This is a genomic window from Streptomyces sp. NPDC039430, assembly GCF_055639435.1.
The window spans coordinates 113862-132082 of sequence record NZ_JBVKAK010000005.1 but is presented as its reverse complement, the minus strand read 5'-3'; the positions used below and the strand labels follow the sequence as shown (position 1 = coordinate 132082).

Sequence of the window (18221 nt, the reverse complement as noted above, 5' to 3'; positions counted from 1 at the left end):
TTCCGCCGTCGTCAGACTCGAAATCACATGCGAGATCGCATGCGAAGTAGCGCCGCGCTCATCAAAGATGCGTAGAAAACGTGCAGGAATTGAAACGCTCGGGAGCTTAACCAGGCCCTGTTGTGGAGGACAAGGACGCCCGGACGAGAGCGACTTCGTTTGCGCACGGACGCCACGGGGCGCGCCGGAGCCTCCGTACAGCAGCATCGGCACGGTCGGTTCTTACCGCGCCCACCGCCCGCGATCACCGCGCCAGGGTTGACCGATTGGAGTGGCGACGGCGCGGCACCCGGGATTCCCGATTCGCTTTGGCATTCGCGGCGCAGAATGAATCATCCGGGCGGGCGAAGACCCTGGAAGATCGTCGCCGACGTGACCGGACATAGGCCGGAATTCGCCACTCCGCGTGAGGTACGCCATCTGAACAGCACGGGAAACGAAGCGGAACGCCCCCGCCCGGACCACACCACCCCCGCACCGCGACGCCCCGCACCGGCCGCAGGACACCGCCGTATACGACCGCCACCCCGGCCGCCGACGGCGTACGGATCTTTCCCGGTGGTGAACACACCCCCCGCCGCCAACGCGCCGTACGCCACGCGCCTCGACGGAGGAAAGAGTCCCACCGGAGACGCGGAGGCCCGCGCGATATCCGGAATCGCACTCCCCGGATATCGCCCGGCCGACGGTGCCCGCTCAACTTATTGGCCGGAAACATACGAGAGACAAGCGAAAAGAAGACACCCGGAAAAAGAAATCCGGAGGACGGCGCACGGTGTGGCCACGGCATGACGAACATGACGCCGAGCCGCCGGACGGCTCGCGGACGTGCACGTCGGCTCATGGGCTGCCGACGAGGACCTCGGTTTCGACGTGCCGGAGGACTGCAGGTCATGGTTGATCGTGGGGCACTTCCCCTGTGCGGCTGCGGCGCTGAATCCCGCGGATGATCACATCTACGCCTTCTCCTACGACGGTGACGGAAAGCCCGTTCTGATGCATCGTGACCTTGAGTCGCTCGTTCGATCCCTCATCACACTCAAATACTTCTGCGAGGAGCGGGAGGAGAACGAGGACCTGCCACCGGAGGAATCGCGCACGAGGATCGATTCCTTCGACCGGCTTCCCTTCTCGGAAGAGGCATCGGAGTGGAACCGCAGGTACGAGGAGATCGTGGACGGAATCTTCTGACGAGGGACCTGGAGTACGACGGCGACGCTCGATCTCTGGCGAGGTCGGAGGGCTCCAGCAGCGCCATCTCGATCTCCGGGAGAACTCCCTGTCCGACGTCCCGGAGCCGTTGGCCGGTCTGTCCCTGCTCCGTCAGCCGGACCTGCGCTGGAACGACGCGCCGGTTACTGGCGGTGTCCCGTGGCGTCGTGTCCTGTGGCGTCGTGTCCTGTGGCGTCGTGTTCCGCGGCGATGGCGGCGAACTCGTGGATCAGCGGGCTGCGTCGGCTGCTCGCCCAGGCCAGGCAGACCTGGCTGGGGGCGATGTCGGAGATCTCGACGTGGGTGACGTCGGGGCGTGTGTAGTACGACGCGGTCGACAGGGGCAGGATGACCACACCGCGTCCGGCCGCGACGTTCTCCAGTTTCTCCTCGACCGTCAGGGTCGGTGGTGGCGTCCTCTGCCGGTCCGCGGGGGCCTCGGCGGAGAGTTCCGTGGCGATGTCGCGCCACTCGGGTACGGCGTCCGGGTCCTGCAGCAGGTGTTCGTCCGCGAGGTCGTTGACGCTCAGGACGCCCTTGTGCGCGTAGGGGTGGTCCGCGGGGAGCACCGCCACCCGGGGCTCCGTCAGCAGGTTCCGCGTGCGCAGGCCGTGCCGGTCCAGGGGCATGCGTACGTAGCCGACGTCGACCCGGCCGTCGTGGATCACCTCGGTCTGATCGCTCCAGCCGGTCCTGACCACCTCGACCGAGAGGTGGGGATAGCGGCGGGAGAGTTCCCGTACGGCGCCGGTGACGATCAGGCCGGGCATGAACCCGATGGCGAACGTCTCCGTCCCCCCGGCCGCGCGGGCCAGGCGTCGGCGGGTGGCCTCCGCCGACGCCAGCAGCGGCACGGCGTCGGAGAGGAGTTGCCGGCCGGCGGAGGTCAGCTCGGTGGCACGCTTGTCACGCGCGAAGAGCTGGACCTTCAGTTCGCTCTCCAGTGCCTTGATCTGCCGGGAAAGCACCGGCTGGGCGATGTGCAGCCGCTCGGCGGCCCGTCCGAAGTGCAGCTCTTCGGCCACCGCGACGAAGTACCGCAGCTTACGGAGATCGAGATCGAGGGCCACGGCTGCTCCTTCCGCGTCGCGCCGGCCGCTCCACCGTCCGAGCGTAGCTAGAGGTACGCGACGGTGCTCGGGGCGGCGGGCGGTAGTCCGGGCCGCGGGCGTTAGTCCGGCCGCAGGCGGTAGTCCGGGCGGCGGTCCGGCGCTCCGGGCGGTGGTCCGGCCCACGCCCCGTTCCGTCAGGAGTTGGCCAGCTCCGTCAGCGCGTCCAGCCGTACGGGCTTCCAGCCCAGCTCCCGGCGCGCGCGGGCGCCCGTGAGCCGCTGGTCCAGCGCGAAGGCCTCGGCGACCGGCCCCATCTCCTCCGTCGCCTCGTCGATGCTCAGATGCCGGACCGCTCCCGGCCGCCCGATAGCCCGGCTGACCGCCTCGGAGACCTGAAGCGCCGTGGGCCACTGGTCGCTGACGCCCGCGTAGATGGATCCGGCGGGGGCCGCCAGCGCCAGCACGTACAGCTCGGCCAGGTCCTCGACATGCACCAGCGACCAGTGGTTGGACCCGTCCCCCACACACGGGACAGCGCCCTTCTCCCGCCCGGGAGCCGCGTAGAACATCTCGATCAGCCCGCCCGACCGGCCGTACACCAGCCCCGGCATCACCACCACGGGCCGCTCGCCCGTGGCCGCCCGCGCGAGGACGCGCTTCTCGTTGTCCACGCGCCACGCCGTCAGCCTCGGCGGGCTCAGCGGCGCGTCCTCGTCGACGGTCCCGGCGGTGTCGCCGTACACCCACACGCCACCGGTGTGCACGTACGGACGGGGCCCCGCGCCGTCCTGCATCGCCTCGGCCGCGGCGCGGTCGACCTCGGCGGAGTCCGCCCCGGCGTGCTGGCCCAGGTGCAGGACACCGTCGGCGGCACGCGCCGCCTCACGGAGTACGGACACGTCGGTCAGCGCGCCACGGACCGGGCTCGCGCCCAGACCGGTCACGACCCGCTCGGAAGCATCACTGCGGACGAGCGCCGCGACCTCGTTTCCCCGCCGGACCAGCGCCTCGATGGTCGCCCGGCCGATGTAGCCGGAACCTCCCGTCACGAAGACCTTCATGATCGTTCCCTTCCTGGGTGGTGAACTTCCTCGGTGGTGAACTCGGCACTACCGACTCTGCTCGCGAAGGGGACCGACGGTCCAAGACCTGGTCCGCCGCCTGTCATGCCCGTCGGGTATCAGACCAGGTCAGGGGGTTCCGGCGGGTTCGGCCAAGCGAGTGATCGGGGGTCGGGTGATCGGCTGACCGACCGGTGACCGATCACGTGACCGACTGATCGTCCAGCTCCGTGACCGGCCGGTCGCTGACGGCGGCCGTCATGATCATCGGTGCGTCTCCGTCGCTCTGGTTGACGGAGACCGCGATCCACCGGCGGCCGGCCGAGAGCGGTCCCCATACGGTCAGATCGCCGAAGCAGTCCGCGTCGCACAGCGCCTGGAACAGCGCGGGCATGGGCGCGCCCGCCTGCTTCCGGAACAGCGGCACCCGCATGGACACCCGTCGATGAGCGCCCCACCGCCGGTCCAATTCCGCGACGAGGCACGCCAGATGCTCTTCGGCCGCCTCCTCCGCCTCGTCCCACCCGGGCCCGTACACCCCGACGAGGTCCCCGCTCTCCCAGAGCGGAACGATCCGAAACCCGGCCCCGCTGGTCGCGGTCCACTCGCCCGTGGCCGGATCCCCCTCGACCTCCGTCGCGTCGGGCGTCGGCCCGGCGGTCGGTACGGGCGCGACGAGCAGTGCCTCGACGTCGGACACGGCACGGCCCGTCTCGAACGCCTCCCCGGCCCGTGCGGTCACAGTGCGGCCCGGTCCATGGGGCGGGGCAGCGGTCGCAGCGCCCCGGCTTCGCGCAGCCACAGGTTGGCGCGGAGCACGTCCTCGGTGTCGCCGCGCGCCGCGAGGACGAGCAGCGCGCCTCCGCCGCGCACGTCCGTACGGGCCACCGCCGCCAGGTCCTCGGGCAGCAGGGCGGCGCGCCCCGGGGAGAGATAGCCGATCCAGCCGACCGAAGGCTCGTCGGGGGCGAAGCCGGCGTCGTCCTCCAGGGCGTCGAGCACGTCGTCATCGGTGACGCCGCCGAAGTCGGGCTCCCACAACTCCGCCACGATGCAGAGGAGTTCGGCGTCAGGGAACTCGGCTTCGGGGATCCCGGGCTCGGGGGTGCCGGCCTCGTCCGGGGAGCTGACACCGATCACCATCGACTGGAGCAGGAACTCGGGCGTGCCACCCGCCAGGCCGCTGACCTCGATCTTCCAGCCCGGCCCGCCCTCGACGACGAGGCGCAGCGCGCAGCCGGTACGGTCCGACCAGCCGTCGGCCGCCTGCGCCGCGCGCAGGGCCGCGAGCAGCGACGCCTCGTCCGGCCGGAGTTCGGTGACGGGCCCGGAGGCGGTGACGTTACGCCACGTCCACGGGGACGTCAGCGGTGCGTCCGCGCCGGAGCCGGAGACAGAGCCGGAGCCGGAGTCGGAGTCGGAGCCAGGGTCGCGGAAGCCAGAAGGACGGGAGCCAGCGGCGCCGGAGCCAAGGGCGGAGTCGGAGCCCACGACCGTGAGCAGTCCGGCGAGCCGGTCCAGGGTCAGCTTCCACCGTCCGGCCAGCGCCTCCGCCGACTCCTCCCGGGGCCCCCAGAAGCCCCGCACCACACGTCGCATGTCCTGCCCTCCGCAGCTCGCTTCTCGTTCGCCGGTCCGGCCACCCGCCCGGTCACACCCGGTCTCGCCCGGCCAAGCTAGCCGAACGCCTCGGGTTTTCTGGGCCCGCCGGCCGGCTTCTGTCCCGTGTGGACGACCTTGATCGGCAGCCCTTCCTCCCGGAACGCCTTGCGGGCGGCCTTGGCGACATCCGGATCCGAGAAGTGCCACTCGACGGGCCGGCCGCCGGACGCCTCGACCTGTCCCCGCGCCTCGGTCAGGAACTTCTGCTTGCCGGACTCGGTGAGCGTGCCCTTGTCGGTTTTGGAGAGGTAGCTGTCGTAGCCGTTCTTGGCCTCCAGGAAGGTCTGCCTGCCGGAGTCCCAACCGTCGTACTCCACCGCCGGCTTGCCCTCCTTGGGGTGGGGGACGACGTATTCCTTCCCGCGTGCGGTGCCGGTGATCTGCTCCTGGTAGCGCAGCCAGGACTCGTTCTTCCAGTTGGGCTTGGGGTTACGGTCACGGCTCGCCCAGAAGCCGTCGCCCTTGTCGGCCGAGCCGAGCTCCGGGGACTTCAGATTCCCGGCCCAGTCCGGCGGGTTGTAGTTGCGCGGGTCGGACGTGTCCCCGTGCGCGGGCTCGGGCCACTTCTTCTTCTCCAGCTCGGCCTTGGCCGCGCGCTCGGGCTCCTCGGCACGCTTCTGGGCCAGATGGGCGGACCGTTCCTGCTCGCGGGCCTCTTTCGCCTTGGCCTTGGCCTCCTCGTCGCAGCCGGCTTCGGCGAGGATCACGCGGTGCGGGCCGCTCCAGGCGAGCACCCCGGTGCCCGATCCGGCCACTCCGTCGAACCCGTACGGCGGCCCCACTCCGTCGAACCCGTACGGCGGCCCTGGGGACCAACGTCCCGAGGCGATGACACAGCCGGTTTTCCGTGCCTGCTCCTCGGCCGCGTCCGCCGCCTCGTCGGCCTCCTTCGCCGCCTTACGGGCGCCCTCGACGTCCCCCGCCTCCGCGGCCTTACGGGCACGGCGGGCCGCGTCGCCCGCGTCCGAGGCGGCCTTGGCCACGTCCTCGGCGATCTTGCCCAGCTTGCCCAGTTTGCCGACCTTGCCGACGACCTTCGCCACGTCGTAACCGGGGATGAAGAGGGAACCGACGTTCCAGATGACGTCCGTGACGGCGCGTGTCTTCTCTCCGTTGTTCCAGCGCTCGCGCACCTCGTCACCGACGAAGATGTCGTCGCCGACCGTCAATCCGGTGTTGAGCGAGGCGCCGCCCCAGTCGCCCAGCGCGCCGAGGTAGTCACCGTCGTTCCACTTGTCGGTGGCGTCCGCGGAGTCCTGGAGCCACTGATCACCCAGCTGACGGCCGTAGTCGGCCATGCCGGACCAAGTTTCGGCTTTGAAGAGGTCGCCGATGCCGGTGAGGTCGCCCCAGACGCCGTCGACGAAGACGCCCTTGACGACCTGGGTACCGCGGTCCCAGGCGCAGCCGAAGAAGCCCCAGCCGCCGCAGTCCTCCTCCTCGCCGCCGTCTCCTCCGCTCGCGTCGGTGGCGTCGGGGTCGGTGGTGTCGGGGTCCTTGGCGATGGCGGGGACGTCGTACTCGGCCTCGGGCTCGACGCCGGTCTCGGGGTAGGTGTCACCCGAGCGGCCGGGCCCGTCGGTCGCGGGGTACCAGGACCCGCCGGTGGACCCGCCGGTGGACCCGCCGGTGGATCCACCGGTCGAGCCGTCGCCGCTGCCGCCGGAGCCGTCAGTACCTTCGCCGGTGCCGCCGGTCGCACCGCCCGTACTCCCCGGACCGCCCGTGGCGGCGTCGACGCTTTCACCGGCGCCGGCGGCGTCACCGGGCGACGGACACGCCGTCCCGGTGATGGAGCAGACGGCGGACTGGAGGCCACCCACGATGCGCCCGCTGATGCCGCTGAGCACCAGCGTCAGGATGATCGCCGCGACGAGCGTGATGAGCCCCGCGTACTCCAGGGCCGACTGCCCCCGGTCGCGCCGCCAGGTGATCAAGCGGGAAAGCGAGAACGTGGGCCTGTCCGGCCGCTGTTGATCCCGTTCCCGATCCGGCAGCCGGAACCACTCGCGGCTCTCCGGCCGCGTGAGGAACCACAGGATCAGCACCGGCAGCAGCAACTGGGTGAAGCCGTGCCCCGACCCGTCACCGATGTTGGTCAGCCCGCCGAGGATCAGCCACAGCTGTACGGCGACGAGACCGCCCCACACCCTGACGCCGCCGCTCCTGACACGCCGTGCGAGCAGCCAGCCCACGACCCCGGGCGCGGCGGCGTACAGCGCGAGGCCGAGGAGTTCCCCGCCCAGCGCGTCGACGGCGAGGGCAGACCCGAAGAGCCCGAGCCCGCCCAGCACCGTGGCCCCGAGGAGGACATACACGAGCGACCGCGCCGCACCGAGCGACCGCGGCAACTCCCGCCGTCCCCCGCCGGGCGCCGAAGCCGGTCCCCCGTACGCGGGCACGCCACCGAACCCAGACACGCGTCCCCCAACCGGCGTTGCCCATAAGCGCGATGAAAGGCACTCACTTTACGGCAGGGCGTACTCACCGTCATGGGGCCGTGAGTCCAAAAGCTCGCGGGCGGTTCCCATGTTTTCCCCCCGCGTATCCGCGTATCCGCTCAGTCCGCGCAGTACGTGTCCCGCGCCGGGCGACGACCCGTGGTGAGGTACTCGGTGACCGTACGGTCGCCGCAGGCGTTGCCGTTGCCCAGGTAGACGCTGTGCCCGCCGTGGTCGACCGTCACGAGCCTGGCGCGGTCGCCGAGGGCCTCGCGCATCTTCAGGGCGCCGGAGTACGGGGTCGACGGGTCACGGAGGTTCTGGATCATCAGGATGTTGGACGGGCCCTCGGCGGTGATCCGGGTGGGCTTCTCCGCCGGCGCGTCCTTCCAGAAGGAGCAGGCGAAGGCGTTCGCCGGCATCCCGGCCGTGAGCGGGTGCCGGACGCGGTTGGTGGCCACGGCGCGCTCGTACGCGGGGCCGGAACCCGGCCAGCGCACGTCGTTGCAGATGACCGCGGCCGTCACCGCCGCGTCCTCGTCCCGCAGCGGCTGCGCCAGGTCGGCGGGCAGGACCGGCTTTCCGGCCGGGTCCATCGCCGCCCGGATGATCCGCGCCAGCTGGGGAAAGGAGGCGTCGCTGTAGAGGGCGTTCTGGAGCGCCTGCCGCAGTCGGTTGCCGGTCAGCGGGGTGCCCGGCGTGGTCGACTCCTTCGGTTCGCGGTCCAGCCTCGCCGCGAGCGCGAGGAACAACGGCCGTACGTCCTGAGCCCGTTCGGCCAGCCGGAGCCCCGGGTCTTCTTCCTCGCGGGCCGGATCCGCCGCCCAGGCCGCGAAGTCGGGGAACCGGTCGTCGGCGCCCACCGCCATGTTCGCCGCCCAGCCCCGCGCGACCCGGGCCGGGTCCGGGTCGCCGCTGCTGTCCAGCACCCAACGGTCCGTGTGCCGCGGGTACTTCTGCGCGTACACGGCCCCGACGTACGTCCCGTACGAGACACCCCAGGCGGACAGCTTCTCCTCGCCCAGCGCCTGTCGGAAACGGTCGATGTCGCGCGCCTCGTTCGCCGTGGTGAGGCTGCGCAGCACGGGTCCGCCGTTACGGGCACAGGCGTCGGCGATACGGCGGGACCGGGTGACGCTCTCGGTGATATCGCCGCCCGGCCCCGGCCAGGGTCGGAGGTTCACCAGGTCCCGGTCCGCCGCGTCGAGGCCGCAGCTCGCGGTCGTACTGCCGCCCACCCCGCGGGGGTCGAAGCTGACGAGGTCGTACGCGCCGGCCATCGCCTTCCGCAGCGCGGCCCCCTTCTGCGCGAGCTGCCGCACCCCGGACCCGCCGAGCCCGCCGGGGATGAACAGCAGCGTCCCGCGCCGCGCCTCGGGCCGCTCGCTGCGGAGGCGGGACACGGCGAGGGTGAGCTGAGGGCCGTACGGGTCTTGGTAGTCGAGCGGTACGGGCAGCTGGGCGCACTCCTGAGCGGGCGCGGACGCGGGCGCGGACGCGGGCGCGGGCGCGGACAGGGCGGAGGCAGCAGAGGAAGCGGCGGCGGAACCGGCGGCGGGTTCGAGGGTCCTGGCCTGTTCGGCGCAAGGGCGCCAGTCGAGAGCGGGTACGGCCCCGGCTCCGGCATGGGCGGCCTGCGGCGTGACCACGGCGGTCAGGGTCGCGGCGACACTTGCGGCCGAGAGGGCGAGAACCAGGGCTCTGCGGGAGTAAGTCATCATGACACAAGGGTTGTTGAGCCGGGGCGCGCTGCCCATGCGGCAGGCATGACAACACTGCTGGGGGTAGCCCCCGGACGGACCGTATGGCCACACACACGCCCCGCAACGGGTCAGCTGTCCGGCACGCCCCTGCTACCGGGCGCCGGCTGGTGCGGGGGCGGCTGATGCGGCGCCGGCTCGGCCTGTGTGGCGGTCCAACTGCTGAGGAGCTGGAGGGACTGCTCAGTGGGTGAACCCGGTTCGACGTTGTAGACGCACAGGGTCTGGTCGCCGTCACCGGGAGGCTGCAGCGATTCGTAGGCGAAGTGGAGGTCCCCGACCAGGGGATGGCGGTAGTGCTTGCTGCCGTGCGTACGGCGCAGCACCCGGTGGTCGTTCCACCAGGCGGTGAACTCCGGTGCGTGCAAGGTGAGTTCGCCGACGAGATCGGCGAGCTGACGGTCGTGCGGATAGCGGCCGGCTTCGAGGCGGAGGGTCGCGACGGTTTCCGCGGCGATGCGCTCCCAGTCTCCGGTGCGCTCGCGGGCCACCGGGTCCAGAAGGAAGTAGCGGGCGAGGTTGCGCTGCCGGACCGGCAGGGCGTCGAAGTCGGTGAGGACCGCGCGGGCCAGCCGGTTCGCGGCCAGGACATCGGTACGCCGGCCGAGCACGAAGGCGGGCACGTGCTCCAGGGTCCGGAGCATCAGGTGGAGGCCGGGCCGGACCCGCTGCGGGCGTGCGGGGGTATGCCGGGCGGCCGTGGGGCGGGCGAGGAGGTCCGTGAGGTGTTCACGTTCCGACGCGTCGAGCCGGAGGGCCTCGCAGAGCGCCTCGACGACCTCGGGAGAGGGGTGGGTGGCACGGCCCTGCTCCAGGCGGGTGTAGTACTCGGTGCTCACGCCGGCCAGGCGGGCGGCCTCCTCGCGGCGCAGACCCGGCACGCGCCGCCCACGGGGGTCGCTGGGCAGCCCGGCCTGGGCGGGGGTGACCCGGGCGCGCCGGCCGCGCAGGAAGTCGGCGATCTCGCGGCTTCGGTCCATGAACCCAGTGTGACGAGTCGGCGGGGCCAGCAGGCGGCTGTGGGTGGTCCTGCCGGTACCTGCCTTCGCAGGGCCCGCTACCGGGCTGCCGGATGGCCGGTGCGGTGGTGTCCTGGAAGAGGAGCGGGCAGCCCTTGGCCTTCGGTCTCCGGCTTTCCGGCCCCCGGGTCTTCCGGTCCTGGACCTCTCGGGCCCCGGGTCTTCCGGTCCCCGACCTCGCGGCCCCGGGCCTACCGGCCCCCGACCTCGCGGCCCCGGGCCTACCGGCCCCCGACCTCGCGGCCCCGGTCTTCCGGTCTCCGGTCCGCCGGTCTCCGGTCCGGCCGGTCCGCCGGTCTCCTCGGTCTCCGGCCGCTCCGCCCCGTTTGATCCTGTTCCTTTCCGTTTACTCCTGGAAGGTGTGCCTCATGTCCACCGCAACCTCCGCCAAGCCCCTGACCGGCCGCGTCGCGGTCATCACCGGCGCCTCCAGCGGCATCGGCGAGGCCTCCGCCGAGCACCTCGCCGCCCTGGGCGCCACCGTCGCGGTCCTGGCGCGCCGCGCCGAGCGCTTGGACGACCTCGTCGCCCGGATCGACAAGGACGGCGGCACGGCGGTGGCGATCGCCGCCGACGTGACCGACCCCGCCGCGGTCCAGGCGGCCGCCGACCGGGTCGACGCCGAGCTGGGCGGCGCCGACCTGCTGTTCAACAACGCCGGCGTGATGCTCCCCGCCCCGATCGAGGAACGGCGCACCGACCAATGGCGCCAGCAGATCGACCTCAACATCAGCGGTCTGATGAACGTCATCGGCGCGTTCGTCCCCCAGCTGGTGAAGTCGGCCGGCGAACGCGGGGTGGCCGACCTGATCAACACCGCCTCCATCGCGGCGCAGAACATCTTCCCCAACTTCGCCGTCTACTCCGGCACCAAGGCGTACGTCACCCACCTGTCCCGGCACCTGCGCGTCGAACTCGGCCCGAAAAACGTCCGCGTCTCCGCCATCGAGCCCGGCATCGTCGGGACCGAGCTGCAGGATCACGTCACCGACGACGGCGCTTTGAACTGGCTGGAGGGCTCCAAGGAGGCCATGGAGTGGCTCACCCCGCAGGACATCGCGCAGACCATCGGTTTCATCGCGACGCTCCCGCCCCGGGCCAACCTCCAGCAGGTCACCATCATGCCCACCGGCCAGACCAGCTGACCGGCCGACCGGGACCACCGCACCGGCGGACCGCACCGGCGGACACCCGGCGGCCTCAGCGGACGGCGCGGACACCCCGCACACCCCCGACGCCCGGGACACCCTCGACACCCCCGCCGCCCCGGACACCGCGGACGATCACCAGCGCACGGGGAGCGTACGCAGCCCGCGCAGCAGGCTCGGCCGCCACTCGGGGGCGGCGGACGCGTCGGCGAGTGCGAGGTCCGGGAAGCGCTCCAGCAGCGCCGGCAGCGCGATGGAGGCTTCGAGCCGGGCGAGCGGCGCGCCGAGGCAGTGGTGGATGCCGTGGCTGAAGGCGAGCTGGGCGCGGTTCGCGACGGGGTCACGGCGGATGTCGAAGCGCTCGGGGTCCGCGAAGCGCGCCGGGTCGCGGTTGGCGGCGGCGAGGGAGAGCACGACGCGCTCGCCTCGCGGTATCCGCGTACCGGCCAGCGTCATGGGCTCTGCGGTGTAGCGGTACGCGGCGATCTGCCCCGACGGCTCGTAGCGCAGCGTCTCCTCGATGGCGCCCTCCAGCAGCCCGGGATCGGCGCGTAGGGCGGCCAGTTGGTCCGGGTGACGGAGCAGCAGATGGACGGCGCTGGAGATGAGGTTGACGGTCGTCTCATGTCCGGCGACGAGCAGCAGGAAGGCCATGCCGAGGAGTTCGTCGGGCGCGAGCTGGTCGCCGCCATCAGCGCCGTCACCACCGTCGCCGTCGTCCCCACCACCCGAGTCGTGCGTACGGACGAGGGCGTGCAGGAGGTCGGCGTCCTCGCCTGGGGCGAGGTGACGCTTCTCCTCGATGAGCCCGGTGAGGTATTCGGTCATCGCGGTCGCGCCGGCCATCGCCGCCTCGGCGTCGGTGACGGCGACGATCGCGCTCGACCAGCGGTGGAACGCGTCGCGGTCGGCGGCCGGGACGCCGAGGAGTTCGCAGATGACGGTGATCGGCAGCGGGAACGCGTACGCGTCGACGAGGTCGCCGCCGCCGGCCGGGGCCATGGCGTCGAGAAGCTCGGCGGCGATATGCCGGACGCGCGGTTCCAGCCCGGCGATGCGGCGAGTGGTGAACTGCCGTGAGACGAGGGAGCGGAGCCGGGTGTGGTCGGGCGGGTCGACCTGGAGCATGTTGCGGCCGATCGCGTAACCGCCGTCGCTGTCGAACTCCGCCGAATGCCGGATGTCGTTGCGCAGCCGCGCGTCCCCGAGCGCGGCGCGGACGGCGTCGTACCCGAGGACCAGCCAGACCGCCTCGCCCCCGGGCATCCGTATGCGGCGGACGTGGCCTTCGGCGCGGAGCGCCTGATAGGCGGGGTAGGGGTCGGCGAAGAAGTCCGGGGCGGCGGAGGTGAGTTCGGTGAGGTGGTCTGCGCGCATGGTGACTCCCTGGATAATCGGGGATAGCTCCCCGTTTCCTCTCCCGCCGAGCCTACCAAGAACCGGGGACAGGTCCACGCTTTGACCCCGGGATGGTCCGCGACGACCGTGGCTCTGGGCGGCCCGACCGGTACTCGCCACCGTGACCATCGCAGTGGCGGCGGTCGGCCCGGTGCGCGCGCGAGCACGCGGAACGCCCCGGCTCCATGGAGTCGAGGCGTGCGGCCGGGAGCCGACCGGGCGTACCGTTCTGGGTGTCCAGGTCAGAACGGAGTTCAGCATGCCGCAGGGCAATGAAGAGCACACCGGCACGCGGATCGCGGACTATCGGAAGCTCCGCCAGATGACTCAAACGGCCCTCGCCCAGCGGGCGTTCCTGTCGCGCGGCACCCTGGCCAAGGTCGAGGCCGGTCTCTCGCCGGCCACGCCGACCGTAGTCGCCGCGTTCGCCCGAGCGCTCCACGTCGAAGTAGCGGTCCTCTACGGCCAGCCGTACATCTCAGAGATGCGACAGGATCATCTGGACCAGCTGATCAGCCCGTTGTCCGAGGCTCTGGACCTGTACGACCTCGGGCCCGACCCCGCCATCACGCCAAGGCCCATGGCCAGGATCAAGGCAGACGTTGACGCGCTGTGCGCGGGAGCCTGCGCCACGGAGTACAAGGATGTCGGCACCAAACTGCCAGGGCTGGTCGGCGAACTGACCACGGCCATAGCTCTGCTGCCTACCGGCGAGGAACGGCGGCGCGCGAGCGAATCCCTGGCATGGGCCTACTGGGTGAGCTACGAATTCGCTTACCGGCTCGGGTATCAGCACCTTGCCTCGATCGCGCTGGAACGCATGGGATGGATGGCCGAGCAGGCACAGGACCCGCTGCTCCTCGCGGTCCGCCTGGCCAAGCGGTCCAGCATGCTCCTCCGCCGAGGCGACAACCGCATGTCCCTGCGGATCATCGAGCGCGGCCACGGCTTGGTCGAGCAAGCCGATGACAGGCGGTCGGTGAACGCGCTCGCTGTCTCCGGAAGCCTCCATCTGGCCGCCGCCATCGCGGCTTCGCAGGCCAAGAACGAGGACAGCGTCATGGGCCACCTGGAACTGGCCAACCGAGTCGCGGACGAGATCGGCCATGATGTCCCCAAGGCGTACTGGACGTCATTCGGCAAGACCAACGTGAAGCACTACGAGGTCGCGTCACGGGTCGAACTGGGCAAACTCGGCGACGCCATGAAAGAAGCCAAGACGCTCCACTTCCCGGCGGGCCATCCAAAGATGCGCATGGGCCGCTACTACATGGAGATGGGTCGGGCCTACGCGCAGATGGGCCGCACAGACGCGGCACACCAGGCGCTGCGAACGGCACGCAAGGTAGCCCCGCAACAGGCCAGGTATCACCCGCTGATGCGCGAGACCATCGGCACACTCGTCCGGCGCCAGCGCCGTGCCTCCGACTCGCTGTCATCGATGGCCGCGTGGGTGGGCATATAGCACAGCGCACCCCGCCGAGTGTTCCCGAGAAGGGAACACTACGCGCCTCCCTGGTCGGGACGATGTGACGAGAGCCTGACTCGCCGTCACATGGAGCCGACCATGGCCACCGCACCCCCACCGCTCGTCCTCGTCTACGACCGGCACGCCACCAAGCACCACGCACCCCTCGGCTTACGCCTCGATGGATGCCGGAACTGGGCCGCGCTGCACGGCTGGGAGATCGCGGGCATCTGGCTCGACCTCGGCGATATCGCACTGACCGATGAGCACCGACCACAGTTCGACGGTCTGTGCGGCGCGATGGCGCCGTACGCGGACCGCCGTGAGGTCCTCCTCGTCCACACCTGGCAGCGTCTCACCCGCACCGACGCCTGCCCCGAGTATCAGCGCAAGGACGCCACGGCCGGCGGCTACACGGCCACCTGCCTCGGCGAGGACGACCGATGGGCCGTCGACACGGAGCGCTCGTCCGCGCACACGGGATCCCGCACACGAGATCCAAGGAGGGCGTCTCATGACCCACGATTTCCCCGAGGAAGACGAGACGAGCGCGTACTGCCACGAGCACGGCATCACGCTGCTCTGGCACGGGGAGCCCATCACCAACGACGACCTCGCACGACCCTGCTCGTGCGGCTGCCAGGACGACGACGAGCGCGACACGGACCCGCCGTGAACGTGCGCCTGCACGTCGGCGGCCCCCTCTCGATCCCTGTCGGCGCAGGCAGGGCGAGGGGCTCGGGGCCCCTCGCACCGCCCGGTTGCTCCCGCCGCTACTCCCACTCCACCGTCAGCGTCGCCCCCGCCCCGGGCTTCAGGAACACATACGCCGTGCCGGCGGGCGCCGAGGCGAGGCGGAGGCGGGCCTGGGTGATGCCGGCCGGGTTGACCGCGGTGAAGGCGGTGGAGCTCTTCGTGCCCGAGGTGAAGGCGCCGATCTCCGCCGCCTCGGCGGTCGAGGCCGGGGCCGACCAGTCGTCGGGGGCCGTCGCGCAGGTCGCCCCGAAGCAGCCGGTCCTGATGTCGACGACCAGCCGGTTGCCCGCCGCCCAGAGGTCGCCCGCGCCGCTCGCGCGCGTCACCGTCACGTACGCCCGCTTCACGCGCGCGCCGTCCGGGAGGGACGAGGTGTCGAACGAGAACAGGGCCCGGTTGTGCAGCCCGTCCGTACCCCGGCCGACCGCGACCCCGAGGCTTCCCTCCAGCGTGCCGACGGCCGGGCCGGCCCCGGTCGCGGACGCCTTCACGTAGCCGTCGTCCGCGGCCAGGCTCGGCAGTACGGCGCTCCCCGGGCCGGGTTCGGGATCCGGTCCGGGGCCGGGTCCGGGGGATCCGGCGCCGTCCAGGTCCCAGAACAGGCCGATCCGGTACGAGGCGCACAGCCCGACGTCGAGGATGTACGCGCCCGCGGTGCCGCACTGCTCAGGTCCGGTGCCCGGGTCGACCGGCTGGCCGTGTCCCATGCCGGTCAGCGAGTAGGTCTCCACCACATCCCGCCCCGCGCCGTCGCGGTACACAGCGTGTGGATAACCGGCCACGGTGCCGGTGGCGTCGGCCGTCGCGTCCGTACCGTGGACGGCCGTCCACTGCTCCACCGTCTCCGTCAGATTGGCCGGGACGACCGTCGCGTCCGTCGTCCCCTGCCAGACGGAGACCGTGGGCCAGGGTCCGCCGTAACCGGGGTACGCGGCACGCACCTTGTCGGCCCAGGCCGACGGCGACAGGTTCGTTCCCGGGTTCATGCAGGTGTACGCGGCGAGCACGCTCGTCGCGCACGCGTACGGCAGCCCGGCCACCGGCGCTCCGGCGGCGAAGACGTCCGGGTAGGAGGCCAGCATGACGTTGGTCATCGCGGCCCCTGCCGACAGCCCCGTCGCGTAGACCCGGGCGGAGTCACTGCCGAGGTCGCTCTTCATCCGGTCGGTCATCTGCTTGACCGACAGCGCCTCGCCCGCGCCCCGCCGGATGTCACCGGATTCGAACCAGTTGAAGCAGGAGTTGAGGTTGTTGCCCGACTGCTGCTGGGGCAGCAGCAGCGCGAAGCCCCACTGGTCCGCCCACTTCGTCCAGCCGGTCTCCGCGTCGTACGCCGCCGCCGACTGCGTGCAGCCGTGCATCGCCACGACGAGGGGCCGTCCCGCGGGCAGGCCGTCCGGGACGTAGCGGAACATCCGCAGATTGCCGGGGTTCGTACCGAAGCCGGTCACTTCGGTGAGTGTCGCGGCCCGCGCCTCGGGGACGAACCCGGGGCCGCCCGCGCCGAGCAGGGCGACCAGCAGGGCGAGCAGCATCCCCGCCGTGGTCAGCCGTCGCGCCGGGCTCCGCGGCGGCGTGGCTCGTTTCGCCCTGTCTCGCAGGGTGGTTCGCTTCGTCCGGACGCTGTCCCACATCGCGGCTCCCCTCGTGTCCGTCTCCCTTGACGATGTACGGACACTAGGGGGGCGTACGGGCCGCGCAGGACGGCCCGGACCGCCATCAATCCCGTGGAGACGTGGGCTCCGGCCACATGGACAACGCCTGGGCGGCACCCGGGCCCAGCTCCGGACGCCCCCGGATCCCGAACTCGCGGCGCAGCGCCGAGAGAGCGGCGAGATAGCCGGACATGCCGTGGACGCTGGGCCCCGGCGGAGTCGACGCCGAGCAGAGATAGACCCCGGGCAGCGGGGTCCGGTACGGGTCGAGCCGCGGGGTGGGGCGCAGCAGCGACTGCTTGAGGGTCATGGCCCCGCCGCCGATGTCCCCGCCCACGTAATTCGGGTTGTACGCCTCGTACGCGGCGGCCGACATGCCACGCTGGGCGATGATCGTGTCGGTGAAACCGGGCGCGTACCGCTCGATGCGCGCGCGCACCATCTCCAGCGGATCGGTGTCGTCGCCGTTCGGTACGTGCGCGTACGCCCAGACCGGCCGCTTGCCGGGCCTGGCGCGCCCCGGGTCGGTGGCCGCCGGATCGACCAGCAGGACGAACGGTTCGGACGTGGCGATGCCCCGGGCCGTCAGGGTCTCCTGGCGGAACATCTCCGCCTGGGTGCCCGCGAGATGGACCGTTCCGGCCTTGCCGACCTCCGGGTTGGTCCAGGGGATCGGTTCCGACACCAGGAAGTCGGCCTTCGCCGCCCCCGGGCCGTAGCGGAACGCGTCGAGCCCGCGCCGGTAGCGCGCGGGCAGCCGGTCACCGGCGATCGCGGTGAAACCCTTGGGGCTGGTGTCCAGGAACACCGCCTTCGCGTCGCCGAGTTCCCGCAGATCCCCGATGGGGCGGCCGGTGTGGAACGTACCGCCGTGCGCGGTGATGTCGGCGGCCAGCGCCTCCGCGATCCGGGCGCTCCCGCCGCGCGGCAGCGGCCAGCCGGTGCCGTGCGCGAGATGCCCGAGCAGCAGGGCGACCCCGGCCGAGGCGAGGGTCGGCAGTCTGCCGATGGAGTGCGCGGCGACGCCGGCGAGCAGGGATTTAGCCCGCTCGCCGGCGAAGCGTCCGGTGGCGAGCGGGGTCCCGTGCGCCAGCGCCCTGGTGGGGAGGAGCAGCGGGCCGAGCGGATCGCGCGGCAGCCCGCGCCCCCCGGAGAGGATCAGATCGACGACGCTCTCGCTGTGGTTCAGCAGCGGCGCCATGAGCCGGCGCCAGCGCCGCCCGTCGGGGCCGAGGTGTTCGCAGGTGGCGTCGAGATCGCGGTAGGCGAGTCCGGCGTCACCCGCGTCGAGGGGGTGCGCGTAACTGATCTCGGGGTGGAGCAGGTCGACCCCGCGCGCGCCGAGGTCGAACTCGCGGAAGAAGCGCGAGGCCGCGGCCATCGGATGCACGGCGGAGCAGATGTCGTGGACGACGTCGTCGTCGAAGAGGGGCTCGGTGCGCAGCCCTCCGCCGATGGTGTCCCTGGCCTCGTAGAGCTCGACGGTGAGGCCGGCCCTGGCGAGCGTGACGGCGGCGGCCAGACCGTTGGGCCCGGTCCCGACGACGGCGGCGTCCGCGGTCATGCGACAACCTCCCGAAGTATCCCCG

General features: G+C 71.7%; 15 protein-coding genes. 4 read left to right on the top strand and 11 right to left on the bottom strand.

The window, feature by feature from the left end; translation table 11 throughout:
- Window positions 1-828: 828 nt before the first annotated feature.
- Entirely contained in the window at window positions 829-1191 is a 363-nt protein-coding gene (locus ACZ7LS_RS14935) for an SUKH-4 family immunity protein (RefSeq protein ID WP_382669099.1), read from the top strand.
- Between the two features lie 164 nt (window positions 1192-1355).
- Here the strand turns inward: ACZ7LS_RS14935 and ACZ7LS_RS14930 are convergent, their stop codons facing one another.
- The 7 genes from ACZ7LS_RS14930 to ACZ7LS_RS14900 form a co-directional block, all read right to left on the bottom strand.
- Window positions 1356-2282, bottom strand: coding sequence for a LysR family transcriptional regulator (locus ACZ7LS_RS14930; RefSeq protein ID WP_385131137.1), 927 nt, complete (start codon window positions 2280-2282; stop codon window positions 1356-1358).
- Window positions 2283-2458: 176 nt separating this feature from the next.
- Window positions 2459-3325 (bottom strand): NAD-dependent epimerase/dehydratase family protein, encoded by an 867-nt coding sequence (locus ACZ7LS_RS14925; RefSeq protein WP_385131134.1) that lies wholly within the window; start codon window positions 3323-3325, stop codon window positions 2459-2461.
- A gap of 202 nt (window positions 3326-3527) precedes the next feature.
- Window positions 3528-4067 carry a hypothetical protein gene (locus tag ACZ7LS_RS14920; RefSeq protein WP_382669108.1) on the bottom strand — a complete coding sequence of 180 codons (540 nt, stop codon included), beginning with the start codon at window positions 4065-4067 and terminating at the stop codon, window positions 3528-3530.
- On the bottom strand, window positions 4064-4924 hold the full coding sequence (locus ACZ7LS_RS14915; RefSeq protein ID WP_385131131.1) for a hypothetical protein: 861 nt from the start codon (window positions 4922-4924) through the stop codon (window positions 4064-4066). The genes ACZ7LS_RS14920 and ACZ7LS_RS14915 overlap by 4 nt, the downstream gene beginning before the upstream one ends.
- A 77-nt stretch (window positions 4925-5001) precedes the next feature.
- On the bottom strand, window positions 5002-7407 hold the full coding sequence (locus ACZ7LS_RS14910) for a Tox-REase-5 domain-containing protein (RefSeq protein WP_385131128.1): 2406 nt from the start codon (window positions 7405-7407) through the stop codon (window positions 5002-5004).
- A gap of 140 nt (window positions 7408-7547) precedes the next feature.
- A complete protein-coding gene (locus ACZ7LS_RS14905; protein ID WP_385131125.1) occupies window positions 7548-9149 on the bottom strand; it encodes an alpha/beta hydrolase in 1602 nt (533 codons plus the stop codon).
- Window positions 9150-9259: 110 nt separating this feature from the next.
- Window positions 9260-10168, bottom strand: coding sequence for a helix-turn-helix transcriptional regulator (locus ACZ7LS_RS14900; protein ID WP_385131122.1), 909 nt, complete (start codon window positions 10166-10168; stop codon window positions 9260-9262).
- A 407-nt stretch (window positions 10169-10575) separates the two neighbouring features.
- Here ACZ7LS_RS14900 and ACZ7LS_RS14895 point away from each other — a divergent pair, with 407 nt between their 5' ends.
- The gene (locus ACZ7LS_RS14895) at window positions 10576-11352 is read left to right on the top strand and encodes an SDR family oxidoreductase (RefSeq protein ID WP_382524135.1); all 777 of its coding nucleotides are present in this window, start codon (window positions 10576-10578) and stop codon (window positions 11350-11352) included.
- A 138-nt stretch (window positions 11353-11490) separates the two neighbouring features.
- Here the strand turns inward: ACZ7LS_RS14895 and ACZ7LS_RS14890 are convergent, their stop codons facing one another.
- Entirely contained in the window at window positions 11491-12732 is a 1242-nt protein-coding gene (locus ACZ7LS_RS14890) for a cytochrome P450 family protein (RefSeq protein ID WP_385131119.1), read from the bottom strand.
- A gap of 280 nt (window positions 12733-13012) precedes the next feature.
- On the opposite strand from ACZ7LS_RS14890, the gene ACZ7LS_RS14885 reads away from it, so the two are divergent.
- The gene (locus ACZ7LS_RS14885; RefSeq protein WP_471064696.1) at window positions 13013-14218 is read left to right on the top strand and encodes a helix-turn-helix domain-containing protein; all 1206 of its coding nucleotides are present in this window, start codon (window positions 13013-13015) and stop codon (window positions 14216-14218) included.
- 174 nt (window positions 14219-14392) lie between these two features.
- Here the strand turns inward: ACZ7LS_RS14885 and ACZ7LS_RS14880 are convergent, their stop codons facing one another.
- Window positions 14393-14563, bottom strand: a complete 171-nt coding sequence (locus ACZ7LS_RS14880; RefSeq protein WP_385131113.1) for a hypothetical protein — start codon at window positions 14561-14563, stop codon at window positions 14393-14395.
- Window positions 14564-14735: 172 nt separating this feature from the next.
- Here ACZ7LS_RS14880 and ACZ7LS_RS14875 point away from each other — a divergent pair, with 172 nt between their 5' ends.
- Window positions 14736-14897, top strand: coding sequence for a hypothetical protein (locus tag ACZ7LS_RS14875; RefSeq protein WP_382878255.1), 162 nt, complete (start codon window positions 14736-14738; stop codon window positions 14895-14897).
- Between the two features lie 97 nt (window positions 14898-14994).
- Here ACZ7LS_RS14875 and ACZ7LS_RS14870 read toward each other — a convergent pair whose 3' ends face one another.
- Both ACZ7LS_RS14870 and ACZ7LS_RS14865 read right to left on the bottom strand, forming a co-directional pair.
- Window positions 14995-16512 (bottom strand): extracellular catalytic domain type 1 short-chain-length polyhydroxyalkanoate depolymerase, encoded by a 1518-nt coding sequence (locus tag ACZ7LS_RS14870; protein ID WP_382524123.1) that lies wholly within the window; start codon window positions 16510-16512, stop codon window positions 14995-14997.
- Between the two features lie 184 nt (window positions 16513-16696).
- Window positions 16697-18196 (bottom strand): phytoene desaturase family protein, encoded by a 1500-nt coding sequence (locus tag ACZ7LS_RS14865; protein ID WP_385131109.1) that lies wholly within the window; start codon window positions 18194-18196, stop codon window positions 16697-16699.
- Between the last annotated feature and the right edge of the window lie 25 nt (window positions 18197-18221).